This window comes from Rhodococcus sp. NPDC058639, from assembly GCF_042717545.1.
Taxonomy (GTDB): domain Bacteria; phylum Actinomycetota; class Actinomycetes; order Mycobacteriales; family Mycobacteriaceae; genus Rhodococcus.
The window spans coordinates 90373-106415 of record NZ_JBHXRF010000009.1; the positions used below are offsets into that span (position 1 = coordinate 90373).

The 16043-nt window shown below is 66.1% G+C and carries 13 protein-coding genes; 6 read left to right on the forward strand and 7 right to left on the reverse strand.

Annotated features, from left to right (window positions below; all coding sequences use genetic code 11):
• Positions 1 to 197: 197 nt before the first annotated feature.
• Positions 198 to 1769 carry an ABC transporter substrate-binding protein gene (locus ACFWU2_RS18435; RefSeq protein WP_378609073.1) on the reverse strand — a complete coding sequence of 524 codons (1572 nt, stop codon included), beginning with the start codon at positions 1767 to 1769 and terminating at the stop codon, positions 198 to 200.
• Positions 1770 to 2046: 277 nt separating this feature from the next.
• On the opposite strand from ACFWU2_RS18435, the gene ACFWU2_RS18440 reads away from it, so the two are divergent.
• Genes ACFWU2_RS18440 through ACFWU2_RS18450 form a run of 3 tightly spaced genes read left to right on the forward strand, consistent with a single transcriptional unit; the run spans position 2047 to position 5968 of the window.
• Positions 2047 to 3030, forward strand: coding sequence for an MDR family oxidoreductase (locus ACFWU2_RS18440; RefSeq protein ID WP_378609076.1), 984 nt, complete (start codon positions 2047 to 2049; stop codon positions 3028 to 3030).
• A gap of 12 nt (positions 3031 to 3042) precedes the next feature.
• Positions 3043 to 4239, forward strand: coding sequence for a MaoC family dehydratase N-terminal domain-containing protein (locus tag ACFWU2_RS18445; protein WP_378609078.1), 1197 nt, complete (start codon positions 3043 to 3045; stop codon positions 4237 to 4239).
• 25 nt (positions 4240 to 4264) lie between these two features.
• Positions 4265 to 5968, forward strand: a complete 1704-nt coding sequence (locus ACFWU2_RS18450; RefSeq protein WP_378609085.1) for an AMP-binding protein — start codon at positions 4265 to 4267, stop codon at positions 5966 to 5968.
• A 59-nt stretch (positions 5969 to 6027) separates the two neighbouring features.
• Here the strand turns inward: ACFWU2_RS18450 and ACFWU2_RS18455 are convergent, their stop codons facing one another.
• Positions 6028 to 7206: an alpha/beta hydrolase family protein gene (locus ACFWU2_RS18455; protein WP_378609088.1), complete on the reverse strand. Its 1179-nt coding sequence runs from the start codon at positions 7204 to 7206 to the stop codon at positions 6028 to 6030.
• 59 nt (positions 7207 to 7265) lie between these two features.
• On the opposite strand from ACFWU2_RS18455, the gene ACFWU2_RS18460 reads away from it, so the two are divergent.
• Positions 7266 to 7907, forward strand: coding sequence for a TetR/AcrR family transcriptional regulator (locus tag ACFWU2_RS18460; RefSeq protein ID WP_378609091.1), 642 nt, complete (start codon positions 7266 to 7268; stop codon positions 7905 to 7907).
• Positions 7908 to 7944: 37 nt separating this feature from the next.
• Here the strand turns inward: ACFWU2_RS18460 and ACFWU2_RS18465 are convergent, their stop codons facing one another.
• From ACFWU2_RS18465 to ACFWU2_RS18485, 5 genes are read right to left on the reverse strand one after another with little or no spacing between them, the layout of a single operon-like run.
• Positions 7945 to 9036 (reverse strand): acyl-CoA dehydrogenase family protein, encoded by a 1092-nt coding sequence (locus tag ACFWU2_RS18465; RefSeq protein ID WP_378609093.1) that lies wholly within the window; start codon positions 9034 to 9036, stop codon positions 7945 to 7947.
• Positions 9033 to 10229: an acyl-CoA dehydrogenase family protein gene (locus tag ACFWU2_RS18470; protein WP_378609096.1), complete on the reverse strand. Its 1197-nt coding sequence runs from the start codon at positions 10227 to 10229 to the stop codon at positions 9033 to 9035. The genes ACFWU2_RS18465 and ACFWU2_RS18470 overlap by 4 nt, the downstream gene beginning before the upstream one ends.
• Positions 10226 to 11023 carry an enoyl-CoA hydratase/isomerase family protein gene (locus ACFWU2_RS18475; protein WP_378609118.1) on the reverse strand — a complete coding sequence of 266 codons (798 nt, stop codon included), beginning with the start codon at positions 11021 to 11023 and terminating at the stop codon, positions 10226 to 10228. The genes ACFWU2_RS18470 and ACFWU2_RS18475 overlap by 4 nt, the downstream gene beginning before the upstream one ends.
• On the reverse strand, positions 11020 to 11973 hold the full coding sequence (locus ACFWU2_RS18480; protein ID WP_378609121.1) for an acyl-CoA dehydrogenase family protein: 954 nt from the start codon (positions 11971 to 11973) through the stop codon (positions 11020 to 11022). Before ACFWU2_RS18480 ends, ACFWU2_RS18475 begins: the two co-directional genes overlap by 4 nt.
• Positions 11970 to 13142, reverse strand: coding sequence for an acyl-CoA dehydrogenase family protein (locus tag ACFWU2_RS18485; protein ID WP_378609124.1), 1173 nt, complete (start codon positions 13140 to 13142; stop codon positions 11970 to 11972). Before ACFWU2_RS18485 ends, ACFWU2_RS18480 begins: the two co-directional genes overlap by 4 nt.
• Positions 13143 to 13263: 121 nt before the next feature.
• Here ACFWU2_RS18485 and ACFWU2_RS18490 point away from each other — a divergent pair, with 121 nt between their 5' ends.
• Complete coding sequence (locus ACFWU2_RS18490) at positions 13264 to 14067, forward strand: FadR/GntR family transcriptional regulator (RefSeq protein ID WP_378609127.1); 804 nt, start codon at positions 13264 to 13266, stop codon at positions 14065 to 14067.
• A 385-nt stretch (positions 14068 to 14452) separates the two neighbouring features.
• Positions 14453 to 16042: an SMP-30/gluconolactonase/LRE family protein gene (locus ACFWU2_RS18495; RefSeq protein ID WP_378609130.1), complete on the forward strand. Its 1590-nt coding sequence runs from the start codon at positions 14453 to 14455 to the stop codon at positions 16040 to 16042.
• Position 16043 lies beyond the last annotated feature (1 nt).

Genomic DNA, 16043 nt, shown 5'->3' on the forward strand with positions numbered 1-16043 from the left:
TGACCGCCATCACAGTTCGCTCCGCGCACGGCCGTCTCCGACCCGGCCCCTTCGTTTCCCGACCCGTCGCGCCACCGCAACCCGCGACAACCGTGAGCGACACGAAGGCCACCAGCAACACGTGGCATTGTTCGCCAGCTCACTGTCACTCTGGTATTCCTGTCATAGTTTCTCCGCGGGTGCGGTGGCGATCGGGACTAGTCGGTGACCCAGATCTCCTCGGGCAACGGCGATCCGAGGGCGTACACGTCCACTCCCTGCACGTTCTTGCCCCACACGACGGCGGGCACAGCGCGGTAGTACCAGATGCCCGGGTTCAGCTCGACCAGGCGCTCCTGGACCGTTTTGTAGGCCGCCGTACGCTCTTCGACGGTCACACCGATGCGGCCGGCGTCCAGTGCTGCGTTGAGTTCCGCGTCGTCGACGCCGACCGTGTTGCCGGACGAGTCCTTGTGGAAGGCCAGCCACAGCGGGTTGTCGGGATCCTGGATGACGGCCGACGAAATAAGCATGTCGAAGTCGCGTGCGCCGGTGCGTGCAGTCGCCTGGGCGTAGTCGACGACGTCCACCTTCGCCTCGACGTTCTGGAACGCGCTCAGCTGCGCCTGCAGTGCCTCGCCGAGTGTGCGGCTCTCCGTCGTCGGGTAGGACAGGAATGTGAACGAGACGGGCTTGCCTTCAGCGGCCAACTCGTCGAACAGTTTCTGCGCGGCCGCCGGGTCGGTTTCCTTGAGCGGGATGTCACTGAAGAACTGTGAGCTCTCCTCGAAGAGAGTCCCGGGGATCTGACCTTCGTCGTTGTAGACGGCCGTGTTGATCGCGTCGAGGTCTACGGCGAGGGACACCGCCCGGCGTGCACGGGCGTCGTCGAAGGGAGCGCGTGCGAAGTTCATGCCCACGAACTGCCCGCCACCTGTCGGGACGACCTCGGTGTTCAGCCCTGCGGCTTCGACCTTGTTCAGACTCGCCCAGTTCGTTTCGGACGCCAGATCTGCGGCACCGGTCGTCATCGCGTTCACGCGCTGGTTCGTGTCACTCACGGTCCGGATGGTGAGAGTGTCCAGATACGGCTTGGGCGCATCCCAGTAGTCGGGATTCTTGGCCAGTTCGATCGCATCCTGGCGCGTCCACGATGTCAGGGTGAAGGGACCCGCACCGACGGGGTTCGCATCGAACTCGCCCGGACCCTTCGCCAAAGCGGCCGGCGACGCGATCCAGTTCAGCGAACTTCCCACGATGGACTGCGCGTAGTGCGGGTTGGGGGATCTCATCGTGACCTGCAGCGTGGTCGGGTCTTCGACACGCGTCTCGGCAATCTGGGCCGCCCACCGGCCGGATGTCGAGCCCAGGGCCGGATCGACGAGGCGATCCCAGTTGAACTTCACCGCAGCAGCATCGAGCGGGGTGCCGTCCGTGAACACGAGGTCGGGCTGGAGTTTCAGAGTGAACGTGGCTCCGCCGTCGGTGGTCGAGAAGTCGGTGGCCATCTTGTACTCGATGTCGAGCGACTCGACATCGTTGATCATCAATGTCCCGTACAGCGCGTTGCCGAGGGTGGGCTGGAACGCCCAATAGTTGGTCAGGGCCGCAGGATCGAGCGAACGTGGCTCGCCGGTCTGCAGGACGGTGAGGGAGCCACCCGCGACCGGGTCACCGGCCTCGGTGGTCGACGCGCCTGCGTCGGAACTCGACTCGCCACACGAGGTCAGCAGCAGCGCCGCGGCGCATGCCGCGGCTACCGCGGGCAGGAAACGTCTGTGTCGGAACATGGGGACCTCTCGATGGAGATGGAACAGCCGGGATGAGGCACACGGTGCGCGGGTCGGTGAGCAGGAAATCGGGTGATTTCGGCGCGTGACGGCTCTCGCCGCCCAGAAACGACTCCCACACTCGAACGCGATGCATCGTGACGACGATCACAGGGAGTATCACCGGTCCAGCCCGAACATTCAAGTATTGCCATCCTTGTAATGATTGAAGTACGGTGCGGTCGGAGTGCAACGTCCGAACGCACCACGGGCGGACCAAGGAAGGAAGTCTCTACAGATGTTTTCGGCACTAGTGATCGAAAAGGGCGACGCCGGCCAGACGGTAACCCTGAAGAACCTCGAGGACAGCGATCTCCCCGACGGCGACGTCACCATCGATGTGGAATATTCCACGCTGAATTTCAAGGACGCACTGGCGATTACCGGCAAATCCCCGGTGGTGCGCAAGTTCCCGATGGTCCCCGGAATCGACCTCGCGGGCGTCGTCACCGACAGCGCCCACGCAGAGTGGTCGCCGGGAGACCGGGTCGTCCTCAACGGCTGGGGAGTCGGCGAAACCCATTGGGGTGGACTGGCTCAGCGGGCGCGACTCGACGGAGACTGGCTCGTCCCCCTGCCCGACGAATTCACGGCCCGGCAAGCGATGGCGATCGGCACCGCCGGCTACACCGCGAGCCTGTGCGTGGAGGCCCTCCTGAACTTCGGTATCACCCCGGATCAAGGAGAAGTTCTCGTCACCGGCGCGACAGGCGGTGTGGGCAGTGTCGCGATCGCGCTGCTGACCAAGGCCGGATTCACCGTGGCGGCCGCGACCGGAAAGACGTCCGAAGCCGACTACCTCCAGCAACTCGGCGCGTCCACCGTCATCGACCGCGCGGACCTGTCCGGGCCCGGCAAGCCGATGCAGAAGGAACGCTGGGCCGGCGTCGTCGATACGGCCGGCAGCCATACGCTCGCGAACGCGTGTGCGCAAACACGTTACGGCGGTGCCGTCGCCGCATGCGGACTGGCGCAGGGCATGGATTTCCCGGCCTCGGTCGCGCCGTTCATCCTGCGCGGCGTGTCCCTGCTCGGGATCGACAGCGTGATGGCGCCGCGCGAGCGACGTGTGACCGCGTGGGCTCGCCTGTCCCGCGATCTCGACGCGAACGCACTCGACGCCATCGCCCGGGAAGTGTCGCTGAAAGAAGCGATCACCGCGGCGGACCACCTCATGGACGGCACGGTGCGCGGGCGCATCGTCGTCGACGTCAATCGATAATCGGGAGCACAGATGAGCAAGAAGTCCTCAGCGCCGGGAACCGTGGGACTGGACCTGTCCGACGTCGAACACCGCGTCGGCAAGCCGGTCGGCGGCGGGCAACTCTGGGATCCGTGCAGTACGTCCGACATTCGGCGGTGGGCCATGGCGATGGACAATCCCAACCCCCTGCACTGGAACGAGACGTTCGCGCGCGAATCCAAGTTCGGAGGCCTGGTCGCGCCCCAGTCCATCGCGGTGGCTCTCGACTTCGGGCACGGCGCCGCACCCGCGTGCGTCGGCTACATCCCGAACAGCCACCTGATCTTCGGTGGCGAGGAATGGTGGTTCTACGGCGTCCCGGTCCGCCCCGGCGACAAGCTCTTCCAGGATCGCCGCTTCCACGACTACAAGGTCACGGAAACGAAGTTCGCGGGTCCCACGATGTTCTCGCGTGGCGACACCACGCACACCAATCAGCACGGCGCCCTGGTCGCCCGTGAACGTTCCACTGCGATCCGCTATCTCTCGGCGGAAGCCACCAAGCGTGGCATGTACGAGAATCAGCTCGGCGAGATCAAGAAGTGGACCAACGAGGAACTCCTCGAGATCGAGGCCCTGCGCCACGAATGGCTGTTGTCCAACTGGGCGGGCACGTCACCGCACTTCGACGAGGTCAAGGTCGGAGACACCCTCCCCCGCCGCGTGATCGGACCGCACAGCATCGCCACGTTCACCACCGAATACCGGGCGTTCCTCTTCAACATCTGGGGCACCTTCGAATGGGTGGCACCGGAGGGCGTCGAGGATCCGTGGATCAACCAGGATCCGGGCTGGGTCGAAGGCTTCGGCTTCGACGAAGAAGGCGCCATGATCGACCCGCGCAAGCGGGACGGTTTGTACGTGGGCCCGTCGCGCGGTCACATCGACGCCGAGAAGGCCGGCGAGGTCGGCATGGCCCGGGCCTACGGCTACGGCGCGACCATGGGCGCGTGGTGCACCGACTTCCTGGCCAACTGGGCAGGGCACGAAGGCATGGTGCGCCACATCAAGTCGGACTTCCGCGGCCCGGCCTTCGAGGGCGACGTGACGTACTTCGACGCCGAGGTCGTCGGCAAGGAGACCGACACCACGTGGGGTGTGCCTCTCGTCCAGGTCAAGCTGCGCCTGACCAATCAGGACGGCAACGTCCTCGTCTCCTCCACCGCCGAGGTCGAGCTGCCGCTCTGACGGCACCGTAGACAAGGGAGTCATCATGAGCACTGAAACGAAAACGGAAGTGGTGGAGTCCGTTTCGATCGTGTCGGGACCTCCGCTGAGTGAAGAGCCCGGTCTGGGTGCCCTCACCCTGCCCGGTTTCCTGCGCGAAGTGACAGAGTTGTACAGCGACCGTGAAGCGCTCGTGATGCACGACGCGGACGGCACCACACGCTGGACCTATGCCGACCTGTGGGAACGCGCCATCGAAGTGGCACGGGCACTGCGCGGCGTCGGACTCACCAAGGACGGCCGCGTCGGCGTGTTGATGACGAACCGGCCCGAATGGATCGCGGCGGTGTTCGGCACCTCCCTCGCGGGAGGGGTCGCCGTCACCTTGAGCACTTTCTCGACCCCGGCCGAACTCGACTACATGCTCGAGACATCGGGGGTGTCGGTTCTGCTGTTCGAGCGCACCGTCCTCAAAACGGATTTCGCCGCCGCCCTGGCCGGTCTGGAACCGCAGATCGGCACCACGACGTCCGGCGTGGTGCAGTCGGCGAAGTACCCGTTTCTGCGCTACGTCGCCATGGTCGGATCCCCCGACGGAGTCGCGTCGGTTCCGTCGTGGGAGGAATTCCTGGCCCACGGTCAGGCGCAGCCGCGCGCATTGGTGGAAGCCTCCGCGGCGGCTGTGCGGCCCAGTGACGTCGCCGTGCTGTTCTTCTCTTCGGGTTCGACGAGCAAGCCGAAGGGAATTCTCAGTGCCCACCGCGGCGTGAGTATCCAGATGTGGCGCTTCCGGCGGATGTACCGATTCGCACCGGAACACAACATCCGATGCTGGACGGCCAACGGCTACTTCTGGTCCGGCAACTTCGCAATGGCGTTGGGCAACACCCTCGCCAGTGGCGGCTGCCTGGTGCTGCAACCCACGTTCGACCCCGTGGAAGCACTCGACCTCATCGAGAAGGAACGGGTGAACTTCCCGTTCGCCTGGCCGCACCAGTGGGCACAACTCGTGGGCGCACCCAACTGGGACGGTGCGGATCTGAGCAGTCTGCTCTACGTCGATTTCAACACCCCGGTCGCGCGGCATCCCACGGTGACGGCGGAGTGGTACGAACCGGGGCACGCGTACGGCAACACCGAAACGTTCACGATCAGCGCGTGTTACCCCGCCAACACCCCGGCCGAGGTCGCTGCCGGAAGCAGTGGCGAACCACTGCCCGGCGTGACGATCGAGATAGTCGAACCGCTGACCGGCGCAGTCCTGCCACGCGGCGAGCGGGGCGAAATCTGCGTCAAGAGCCCGACCCTGATGCTCGGATACGTCGGTACACCTCTCAGCGAGACGCTCGACGACAACGGGTTCTTCCACACCGGAGACGGCGGCTACGTCGACGAGGCGGGCCGGTTGTTCTGGGAAGGCCGGCTCACCGACATCATCAAGACCGGCGGCGCGAATGTGTCACCGCTCGAGGTGGACGAGGCACTCGTCGCGCATCCCGGGGTGAAGGTCGCCCGCACCGTCGGCGTTCCGCACGACACGCTCGGTGAGGTCGTCGTCTCGTGCATCGTGGCGCATTCCGGCGCGGACCTCGATGTCGACGGGATCCGGTCGTACCTGCGGGAGCGACTCGCGAGCTACAAGGTTCCGCGCGAAGTGCTGTTCTTCGACGAGGACGAGATCAGTTTGACGGGCAGCGCGAAGATCAAGTCGAACGAGATCCGGGACCTGGCTGTCGCGCGTCTCGGGTGACGGAACGTTGGTAGCTTTCTGCCCGCTGAGCGGGCAGAAAGCTACCAACGTTGTGAGCCTCAGCCACAGGTCGGCTGGGAAGCTTCTCCGGTCCGCACCTTGTCGACGAAAGCCTTCGCCTCGGGGAACGATTCCTCCAGCACACCCCGATGGTCCACACCGTCGTAGACGCTGTAGGTCAGTGCGGCACCGTTGCCGCACAACGCTTCGGTGATCCGGTCGGTGGCGGCCCGGGAGACGAGGACATCTGCGGTGCCCTGCACGACCAGTGTCGGCACGGCCGGCGTGAGTGACTCGAGTTCCTGGGTCGCGTAATACTCCCCGATACGGCTCATCTCGGCATCCGGCGCGAACAGGCTGTCTACGGGAACCGTTTCAGCCACCGCACGCACATCGTCCATGCACCCGGTGCGGGCCGCGGCAAGCAACGGGCGTGCGGAGTCGGTGAGCATCGCGTCGGCCGACAGGCTCGGGTCGGCCGCCTCCGCACCCAGCAGAAGGACCGGCAGGAAACTCAACGCCTGCTCGATCCCCGGGCCGCCGGACGCGAAGAATCCCGCGACGTCGCTGGTTCTGCTTCCGGGCGCGAGCACGACCGCCGCTTGCAGTTCGAGTTCCGGAGCGCGGTCAAGACCACCGGCAGCTGTGAACAAGGCGGCGTGCCCACCTTGACTGTGCCCCATCACGGTCCACCGAGTTCCGACGCCGGCATCGAGTTCACGTGCCGCACGCACGATGTCGACGACCGAATTCCGTGCGCTCTCGCCGTTCATGTAGGGATGCCCACCGGGCGTACCGAGCCCTTCGTAATCGGTCTGGACCACGACGTACCCGTCGGCGACCCAGCGATCGAGCATCGCCCCCGCTCTCGAGACGTAACTGTGTGCGGGTCCGCCTGCCGTGTCGGCCGACGGAGCGCACGCGTCACCGACGCCCGTCGTCCCGTGTGCCCAGCTGACAACCGGCCATCCGCCTTCCGGCGCATCGCCTCGCGGCATCGCGACAGTGCCGGACACCAGGACCGGTTGTCCGGCGGCGTCTTCGGACACGTAGGTGATCAACTCGGTGCGTACCGCGCTCGGCAGCGCCGCAGCGGTGGCCAGCGCCCGGTGGGTGACCAGCGACCCGGGCGAGAGCTCACCTCCTTCCGCGGATTCGTCGTTCGCACACCCCGCGAGGCCCAGCATCGAGGCGAGCACGAAGGCCACGAGGACGGAACGGGTGGAGGAGTCGTTCATGGAGCTCCCTAAGAAGAACGTATTAATACTTGAGGTGAGCTTCTTAGTACAGTAGGGGGATGGCAGTGTCAACAGGTCGCCTCGCTCTTCTGGACGCGGCGGAGAAACTGGTCGCCCTCAAGGGAATTCACGGGACGTCCGCGCGCGAACTCACCAAAGCCGCGGGTCAGCGGAACAACTCGGCGATTACGTACCACTTCGGATCGTGGCACGGCCTGCTCGACGCGGTTTGGAGCCGACATGCGCCGCGGATCAACATCGAGCGCGCCACACTCGTGGAAGTCGCCGAACTCGACGCGCCACCCGCGATCGAGCGCCTCGTATACGCGTACGTCCACCCGATCGCCACAGAGGTCGCTCGGGGTAACCCGAGCTACTGGGCACGTTTCAACGAGCAGTGGCTCGCTGCCGCACCGCTCGAGTTTCTCACCGTTCCCGGGCCGGACAACGTCGGAGCCGACTACTACCCCAGCGATGAGTCCCTCGACGTGCTGACCGCTCTTCTGATCCGGATCGCGGAAAGGCTCGACCTTCCCGATGGCGCTGCCCGACGCCGGGTAGGGCTGATGGTGCGCTTCGTCATCGGCTCGTTCGCCACCTGGGAGCGCGCCGAGGACAGCGGCGCCGCACCGGACCTGACGACATTCGAAACCGAAGTCCTCGACATCGCGTGCGCGATGCTGCGTGTACCTCAGCGGTGAGAGGTGGACTCTCAGCGATCACGAAGACTCTTCGATTTCATCCGGTTCCGGCCCGGTACCGCTCCGCCACACGCGCGCGATGCAACGCCGGCGAGCCGAACAGCGAACGGTTGAGCGTCGCCCGCTTGAGGTATACGTGGATACCGCTCTCCCAGGTGTAGCCCATACCGCCGTGCAATTGCATTGCCTTACCGGCAATCTCGACTGCTCCGGCACACGCATAGGACTTCGCCATCGATGCCGCGACCGACGCGTCCGCGTCCCTGCCTGCGATGCCGCGAACGGCCGCATCGACGAGCCTCCGCGCGACCGTCACCTGAACGAGCATGTCGGCGCACGCATGCTTGACGGCCTGAAAGGAACCGATCTTGCGGCCGAACTGTTCCCGCGCGCCGGCGTAGGCGACCGTGGCCTCGAGCATCGCCTCGCTCAGACCCAGGCTGTCGCATGCCACCGCCACCGCGGCCCGGTCGTGAAGGTGTCCGATCGCCTCCCGGGGGTCGCCGCGAAATCGCCACACCGACTCGGAGGGAACGCGTAACTCTGCCGCAAGGACGGAACCGAAACTGCGGGTCGCGTCGATCACCGGTTGCTCGGTGACCATCAGGCCGGGAGTTCGCCGATCCACGTCGACGACCACGATCGTCCCGTCGGGTTCCTCGGCCGGCACGAGAATGCGGTCGGTTCCGGGCGCCCCGAGAACGAAGGGCGCCGTGCCGTCGAGAACTGCGCCGCCCGGCACGTACTCGAGACGGAAAGGTATCCGGCCCGTGGGCTCACCTGCTGCGGCGAAGACCGGAACAGACGTCCCCGCGACGGTGTCGCGAAGCAAACGGTCACGATCCGGGGAAGGCTCGAGCAGACCGAGTGCCCCCATCGCCAGTACGGCGACCGCCGGGTACCGGCCGGGAGCGGCCGCACGACCGATTTCGCGGAGCACCACCGCCACTTCCGCGAAAGTCGCGTCGGCACCGTCGAACTCCCCCGGTGCCTCGAATCCCAGCCAACCGGAGCCGGCGATCGATTCCCACCCCGGCGCGGTCTCGCTTCCCGATCGGCCGAGGATGTCTCGGGCGACCGCGCGCACATCGTCGTGAAACTCGGAAAGGTCGGTGAGCGACTCCGTCATCGGTTGCCTCTCGGTTCGTAGGGCAGGCCGAGGCCGCGTTCCCCGATGATGGTGCGCTGGATTTCACTGGTTCCACCCGGGATCGTCCATTCCCACGACCCGATGAAATCCAGTACCCATGCACCGGATTCCCATCCGCTCGACGACGGCTTGCGAAGCTGGGTGTGGGCCGAGAGGCCGGCGATCTCGGTGCCGAAGCCGGTCATGCGCTGGAGCAATTCGCTGTAATAAAGCTTGACGATCGACGCATCGGCCGGGCCGGGCCGATCGTCCGCGACGAACTCGGCGCACAGCGCGCGCAGTCCGGTGAGTTCGATCTCGAACTGGGCGAGTCGGTCGGCGACCAGAGGATCGTCGAGTGGCCTCGTCCCGAGCGGCCCCGGTCGGGCGCACAACTCGACGAGCCACCGGAATCCACCGTTGCCCAGCCGCTCTGCGAGTTCGAGCATGGTCATCCCGCGTTCGGCCCCGAGCGTTTCCTGTGCGACGCGCCAGCCTTCGTTCTCGGGACCGACGAGGTCGGTCTCCGGCAATATCACGTCGTCGAGAAAGATCTCACAGAAGTGCGATTCTCCGGTCGCCTGCCGGATGGGCCGTACCTCTATTCCGGGTGTGCGCATATCCATCAGGAAGTACGAAATGCCGCGGCGCTGCGGGGCGCTGGGATCGGTGCGGGCGAGCAGGAGGCACCGATCGGCGTGCATCGCGCCGCTCGCCCACAGCTTCTGCCCGTTGACGACGTACGTATCGCCGTCCTTGCGTGCGCTCGTCGTGAGCGCAGCCATGTCCGATCCGGCGCCGGGCTCGGAAAATCCCTGGCACCAGATCTCTCCGTCGAGGATCGCGGGCAGGTGGCGCTCCCGCTGTTCATCGGTGCCCGCCGCCAGCAGCGTCGATGCGGCGTGATGTATCGATACGAAGGGCAGGACCAGACGAGGCGCGTCGTGTGCGGCCAGTTCCTGATACAGCACGACCTGTTCGGCGACCGGCATCCCGCCGCCCCATTCCTTCGGCCAGTGCGGCACAGCGAAGCCTGCCTCGCGCAGCGTCTGGAACCACTCCTTCTGGAATCGCACGAACTCGCCGTCCGGCACTCCGGTCTGCGCCCGGCGCCAGTCGGCCGGAACGTGGTCGCGACACCAGTCGCGGACCGTGGCCCGGAATTCCGCGAGCGTAGGGGCCGCAGACTTCATCGCGTCGACTCCTTCTGTCTCGACGCGTTCTTCCGGAGCGCGGTCAGCCGGTCCCGATGCTCTGCGGACTGCATGGTCGCGACCTCAGCCGCGAAACCGGCCTGCATCGGACCGCCGAGCGCTTGGGACAGGTACATGTTGACCACTCGCTTCGTATCCCGCAATGCCTGCGCGGGTTGGGCGGCGAGCCGGGCAGCGAGGCGGTGGGCCTCGGGCAACAGATCCTGGGGTGCGGTGACGCGGGTGGCAAGGCCGAGTTCGACCGCCGTGCTCGCCGTGATCTTGTCTCCGGTGTAGAGGTACTCCCGGGACCGCATGATCGGGGTGAGCAACGGCCAGAAGGCAGCGCCACCGTCCCCCGCGACAAGACCGACTGCCACGTGCGGATCGGCCAGGTATGCCTTCTCCGACATGAGGACGACGTCGCAGAGCACGGCGACGCTGCAGCCGAGGCCGACTGCCGGCCCGTTGACCGCGGCAATCACGGGGAGCGGGAAGCGCAACATCTCGTCGATGATCTCGGCACCCTCGCGAATGCTCTCGTCGCGCCCGACCGGGTCGTCGAGGAACGAGGTGATCCAGTCCAGGTCACCACCGGCACTGAATGCGCGGCCGGCTCCGGTGAGGATCACCACCGCGGCGTCGGTGTCGGCCGCCAGTTGCCGCCACACGGTCGCAAGTGCCCGGTGCAGATTCTTGTCGACGGCGTTGAGTTCGTCGGGGCGGTTGATTTCGACGATGCGGATCGGGCCGTCGCAGGTCACGGTCAGGGCGCCCGGGAATTCGTAGTTCATCGCATCGCTTTCTCGTGAGCGTCACCGAACAATCCCGTCAGTCCACGCCGCCCGATCCGGCGGGTGAACGCGTCGAGCGTCCCGGACGGTCCCCACGGGATGCGTCGTATCGGCAAGCTGTACCGCGAGATCCAGGACAGCGTCGTCTCGTCACAGAACCCGCTCGCGCCGTGCAACTGGTGCGCGACCCGGAACACCGTCTGTGCAGCTTCGACGGCCGCCAGGCGCAGTGCGAGCGCATCGTCGACTGCTTCGGCGTTGCCGGCCTGAATGCTCCACAGTGTGTACTTCGCGAGTACGTCCAGTCCGGTGCGTTCGACTTCCGCCTCGGTGAGCTGGAACTGGACACCTTGAAGCTTGGCGAGCGGCGCACCGAATTGTTCACGAAGGAGCACGTGCGAGCGCGTCAACTCCATAGCCCGGTCGAGCATTCCGAGCAACGTCCAGCACGGCAGGGTCAGTGCGAGCGCAAGGTCCGTCGCACCGTTGTCGTCGACGTGCTGCAGGTCGAGTTGCGCGACGAACGCCGAGGTTCTCGGCGGGGTGCTCGGGGGCCGTGCCACCGCGATACTGCGCCGTCCGTCCAGCGAGACTGCGGCCCAACGTAGATCGAGACATCCGACGGGCGCCTTGGGGTCGGAGTCCGCGACGACGAGCAGTCCGTCGACGTCGAGATCGGTAGGGCGCGCCAACCGCTCCGCGACCGGGTAGGGCACCGCCCAGTAGCCCACGCTGCGGCACAGGGCGGCGGATGCCTCGAGTTCGTCGGCGTTGCCACGCGGATCGAGATCCCACGCACCCAGCTCACCGAGCAGTGGTGCCACGGTCGTTCGGCGACGGTCGGGGTCGTTTTCGACTGCGAGGGTGAGGTCGTCACCTCCGGCCGCTTCCAGCGCTCGGACCACTTCGCGTCCGTAGTCGGTTGCTTCCGTGCTCAGTTCCGTGTTCATGATGCCGCCAGAAGGGTTCGGGCCAGCAGTATCCGCTGCATCTCGATGCTTCCCGATGCCACGGTGGCTGCTTGTGAATACCGCCAGTGATCTTCGACCGCGCGCCGGAACCATTTGGCGGTGTCGTCGTCGAATCGGTTCGCATCGGCGTCGGGCGGTGTCGCGTAGGCAGCTATCTCGGTGAGTACCTCGGCACTGTCCTGATCGAGCGTGGTCACGGCGATCCGATATGCCGCGGCGTCGCCCGGTTGCACGTCGCCGGCACTTTGCAGCGACACCACCCGGTAGGCGAGAAGCCGGGCCCGGCGGCAATGGGTGAGCATCCTTGCCCAGCGTGCTTTCAGTTCGTCCGGCACATCGTCCCACCGGTCGCCGAGGACCGACGGCGCCGCTTGCAGGAGACGCTCGCATCGGGCGTACCGGGCGATGCCCACGCGTTCGTAGGCAAGCACTTCCTGCACCACTTTCCAGCCTTCGTCCACCGTGCCGAGAACATCGGCGTCGGTGACCCGGAGGTTGTCGAGGAACACTTCGTTGAGGTGGTGGGGCCCGAGCATGGCGCGGATGGGCCGGACCTCGATGGCAGGATCGGACATCGGCACGAGGAACACTGTGAGGCCCTGCTGTTTCCGCGCGCCGGTCGAGGTCCTCGCCAGCAGGAAACACCACTGCGCCATCGTGGCGTAGGAGGTCCAGATCTTCTGGCCGGAGATGAGCCACCCGTCGCCGTCACGGCGCGCAGCGGTCCGCAACGAGGCGAGGTCCGAACCGGATCCCGGTTCACTGAACCCCTGGCACCAGATCGCCTCGCCCCGCGCGATGGGCGGCAGATGGGTGCTCTGCTGGTCCGGGGTCCCGTGACGCATTATCGTCGGCCCCACCCAGTTCACGCCCATATACTGTGCGCCCCTGGGCTCGTGGTGCGCCCACATCTCTTCGCGGACCACCGTCTGCTCCCAGATCGACGCTCCACGACCACCGAATTCCTCGGGCCACGTCATGCACAGCAGGCCACGGTCGGCGAGGAGCCGACAGAACGCCTGTGCCGCTTCGAGATCGGCGGGGTCGTCGGTAAACGCCCCCAGAAAGTGCGAGGGGACGTGCTCGTGTACCAGCCGGCGCAGCTCACTCCGGAGTTCCGGGGCCGCCCCACCCATCGTGAAGTCCATGCCCGGACATTACGACAATCCTAACAAGGATAGCAATGCTTAAGAGAATTAACCTCCTAATACTTGGTAGAATAGACAGCCTGTCGCTAGACTCACGTTCCATGTATGGAAGGCGCATTTCGTGACGACCCCGCGGCGCGGCCGGGTACCCCAACGCCGCATCGCCGAGACCGTTGCCGCCGAATTGCGCGACCACATCCTGTCCGACGACAACTACCGCCTGCCGACGCAAGATCAGTTGGTCAAGGACTTCGGCGTCAGTTACCCCTCGATCCGGGAAGCACTTCGCATCCTCGAAACCGAGGGCCTCGTCACGGTGCGCCGAGGCAATGTCGGCGGCGCGGAAGTGCATCGCCCCGACGAATTCTCCGCGGCCTACCACCTCGGACTCTCGCTTCAGGGCGCCCGTGTGACCCTGCGCGACCTCGCGGCCGGGTTGCAGATGCTCGAACCGATGTGCGCAGCCGAGTGCGCGCGACGCGAGGACCGACTCGAAGTGGTCGTGCCCGTCCTCGAAGCGGCAGTCGAGAGTTCCGCCCAGGTGGTCGGCGATGGCGTCGCCTTCACACAGACAGCGCGCGAGTTCCACGATCTCGTCGTCTCCTTCACACCGAACGTCACGATCCGCTACGCCGTCAGCAGCTATGTCGCACTGTGGTCGGCGCAGGAAGAGGCATGGGCAGAGGCCCTCACCCGACGCGGTGAGTACCCGGCCGAAGAGGATGCGAACGAAGCGGTCCGGGCCCACCAGCGCATCGTCAAGGAAATTGCGGCCGGCCGTGCAGACGAGGCCGAACGTCTGGCGCGCGTGCACTTGGCCGCGACTCAGACCCTCGTACTCGAACGCTTCGGCGACAGCGTGGTCAACGCGTCGGCCGCACTCGAGCGCAACGCCATTCGCTCCGGCCGGCGTTCGCGAATGTAAGCACTCCCCAACTCCACGGGCACTCCCACCCGGTACGCCACCGAACGGCCGGGCACCGCGTTTCGACGCCGTGCCCGGCCGTTTCGTCGTGTAGCGGGCCGAGTCGGCGTCGGTCCAGCCCTTCGGATCCCCTGGGCGATTTGACGAGAATGCGATTCTCGCCGTAGCCGACGTGCACTTCGTCTATCCTTGTAAGGATAACAATACTTGTAACGCTGTCGCGTTCGTGGTTAACTGCGAAACACAGCCGGGAGTGGCTTACGTCACTACTTTTACACCGATTCTCCGCATGCACGTCACGACAGGCCCACTCTCGCGCCCATGACGGCAGAACCATGTTCTCGAATAACGCAGAACTCGGTTCTCTTACAGAAGGGGACCCACCTTGACGCAAGGGTCGCGCTACACAGGTTCATCGACCAGCCTCGCCGAAGGATGGAGTCTCGAACGGCTCACGCCTCCCAGCCGGCTGTTCGGCGCAAACGGGATCCGTGCCGGCGCGGACGGCCGCATCTACGTCGCACAGGTGGCCGGGAGCCAGATCAGCGCCTTCGACCCGGAGACCGGCGCACTGGAGACGATCAGCGCCATGGGCAGCGACATCACCGCGCCCGACGACCTGGCTTTCCACCCGGACGGCGAGCTCTACATCACCGAGTACTACGACGGCCGAGTCAGCGTGCGGGGCAAGGACGGAAGCACCCGCCTGTTGCGCGACGACCTTCCCGGCGCGAATGGCATCACCTTCCACCAGGGCCGGCTCTTCGTCGACGAATGCCGCCCCGACGGTCGCCTCATGGAGATCGATCTCAACGGCGGTGCACCGAAGATCCTCGCGGAAGGCCTCCAGCTCCCCAACGCCCTCGAAGTCGGGCCGGACGGAAAGCTGTACTACCCGATGCTCGGCACCAACGACATCTGGCGGATCGATCCCGACGGTGGTGAACCCGAGCGTGTCGCCGGCGACCTCGGCGTGCCGGTCGCGCTGAAGTTCGACGCCGAGGGCTACATCATCTCTCCCCAGGTGGCCTCGGGACAGGTGCTGCGCATCAACCCCCGCAACGGCGAAAGCACCGTCATCGCGGACATCGGTTCGGGCCTCGACAATCTCACCTTCGTCGGCGACCGCCTGTTCGTGTCGAGCTTCACCGGGCAGATCACCGAGGTGCTCGGGGGCGGCGAGACGAAGACGGCCCTCGCGGACGGGCTGACCTGGCCGCTGGATCTGACGGTGGGCCCGGACGGCACCCTCTTCGTCGCCGACGGAACCTTCCTGCTCGCGCTCGGCTCCGACGGCGAACTGCACACCGCCGGAATGCTCTTCCACCCCGGCTGGCCCGGTTACATCCGCGGCGTCACGGCCGTCGGGGACGGCGAATTCATCGTCGCCGGCGACACTCACGTCTCCCGCTACCGTCCCTCCACCGCCGAGAGCGAGACGCTCTTCGGCGGACTCTCCCAGGCCTACGGCGTCGCGGTCTCCGGGAACGGAACCGTGGCGGTCGCGGACCTCGGCACCGGCAAGGTGCACTCCGTCCGGTCCGGACAGTCGGAAGTGCTGGCCTCCGGATTGCAGGACCCGACCGGTGTGGCATTCACCGCAGGCGGAACCCTTCTCGTCTCCGAAGCCGGAGCGGGACGCGTCGTCTCCGTCACGAGCAGTGGTGTCGACACGCTCGTCGACGGTCTCGAACGGCCGCAGGGGATCCTCGTGCACGACGGAAAGCTCTACATCGTCGACGCCGGGTCGAAGCAGTTGATCAGTGTGGACCTGGACACCAAGGCGCAGCAGATCATCGCCCGGCACCTGCCGGTCGGCGCGCCCGAGGGCGTGACACCCAAACCTCTCAAGGGCATCGTTCCGTTCGCCGGCCCGCAGGGACCGTTCGCCGGAATCGCCGCAGGCCCCGACGGCACGCTGTACGTCTCCGCCGACGCCGAGGGCAGCATCCTCGCGATCCGTGAGCAGAGGTGAG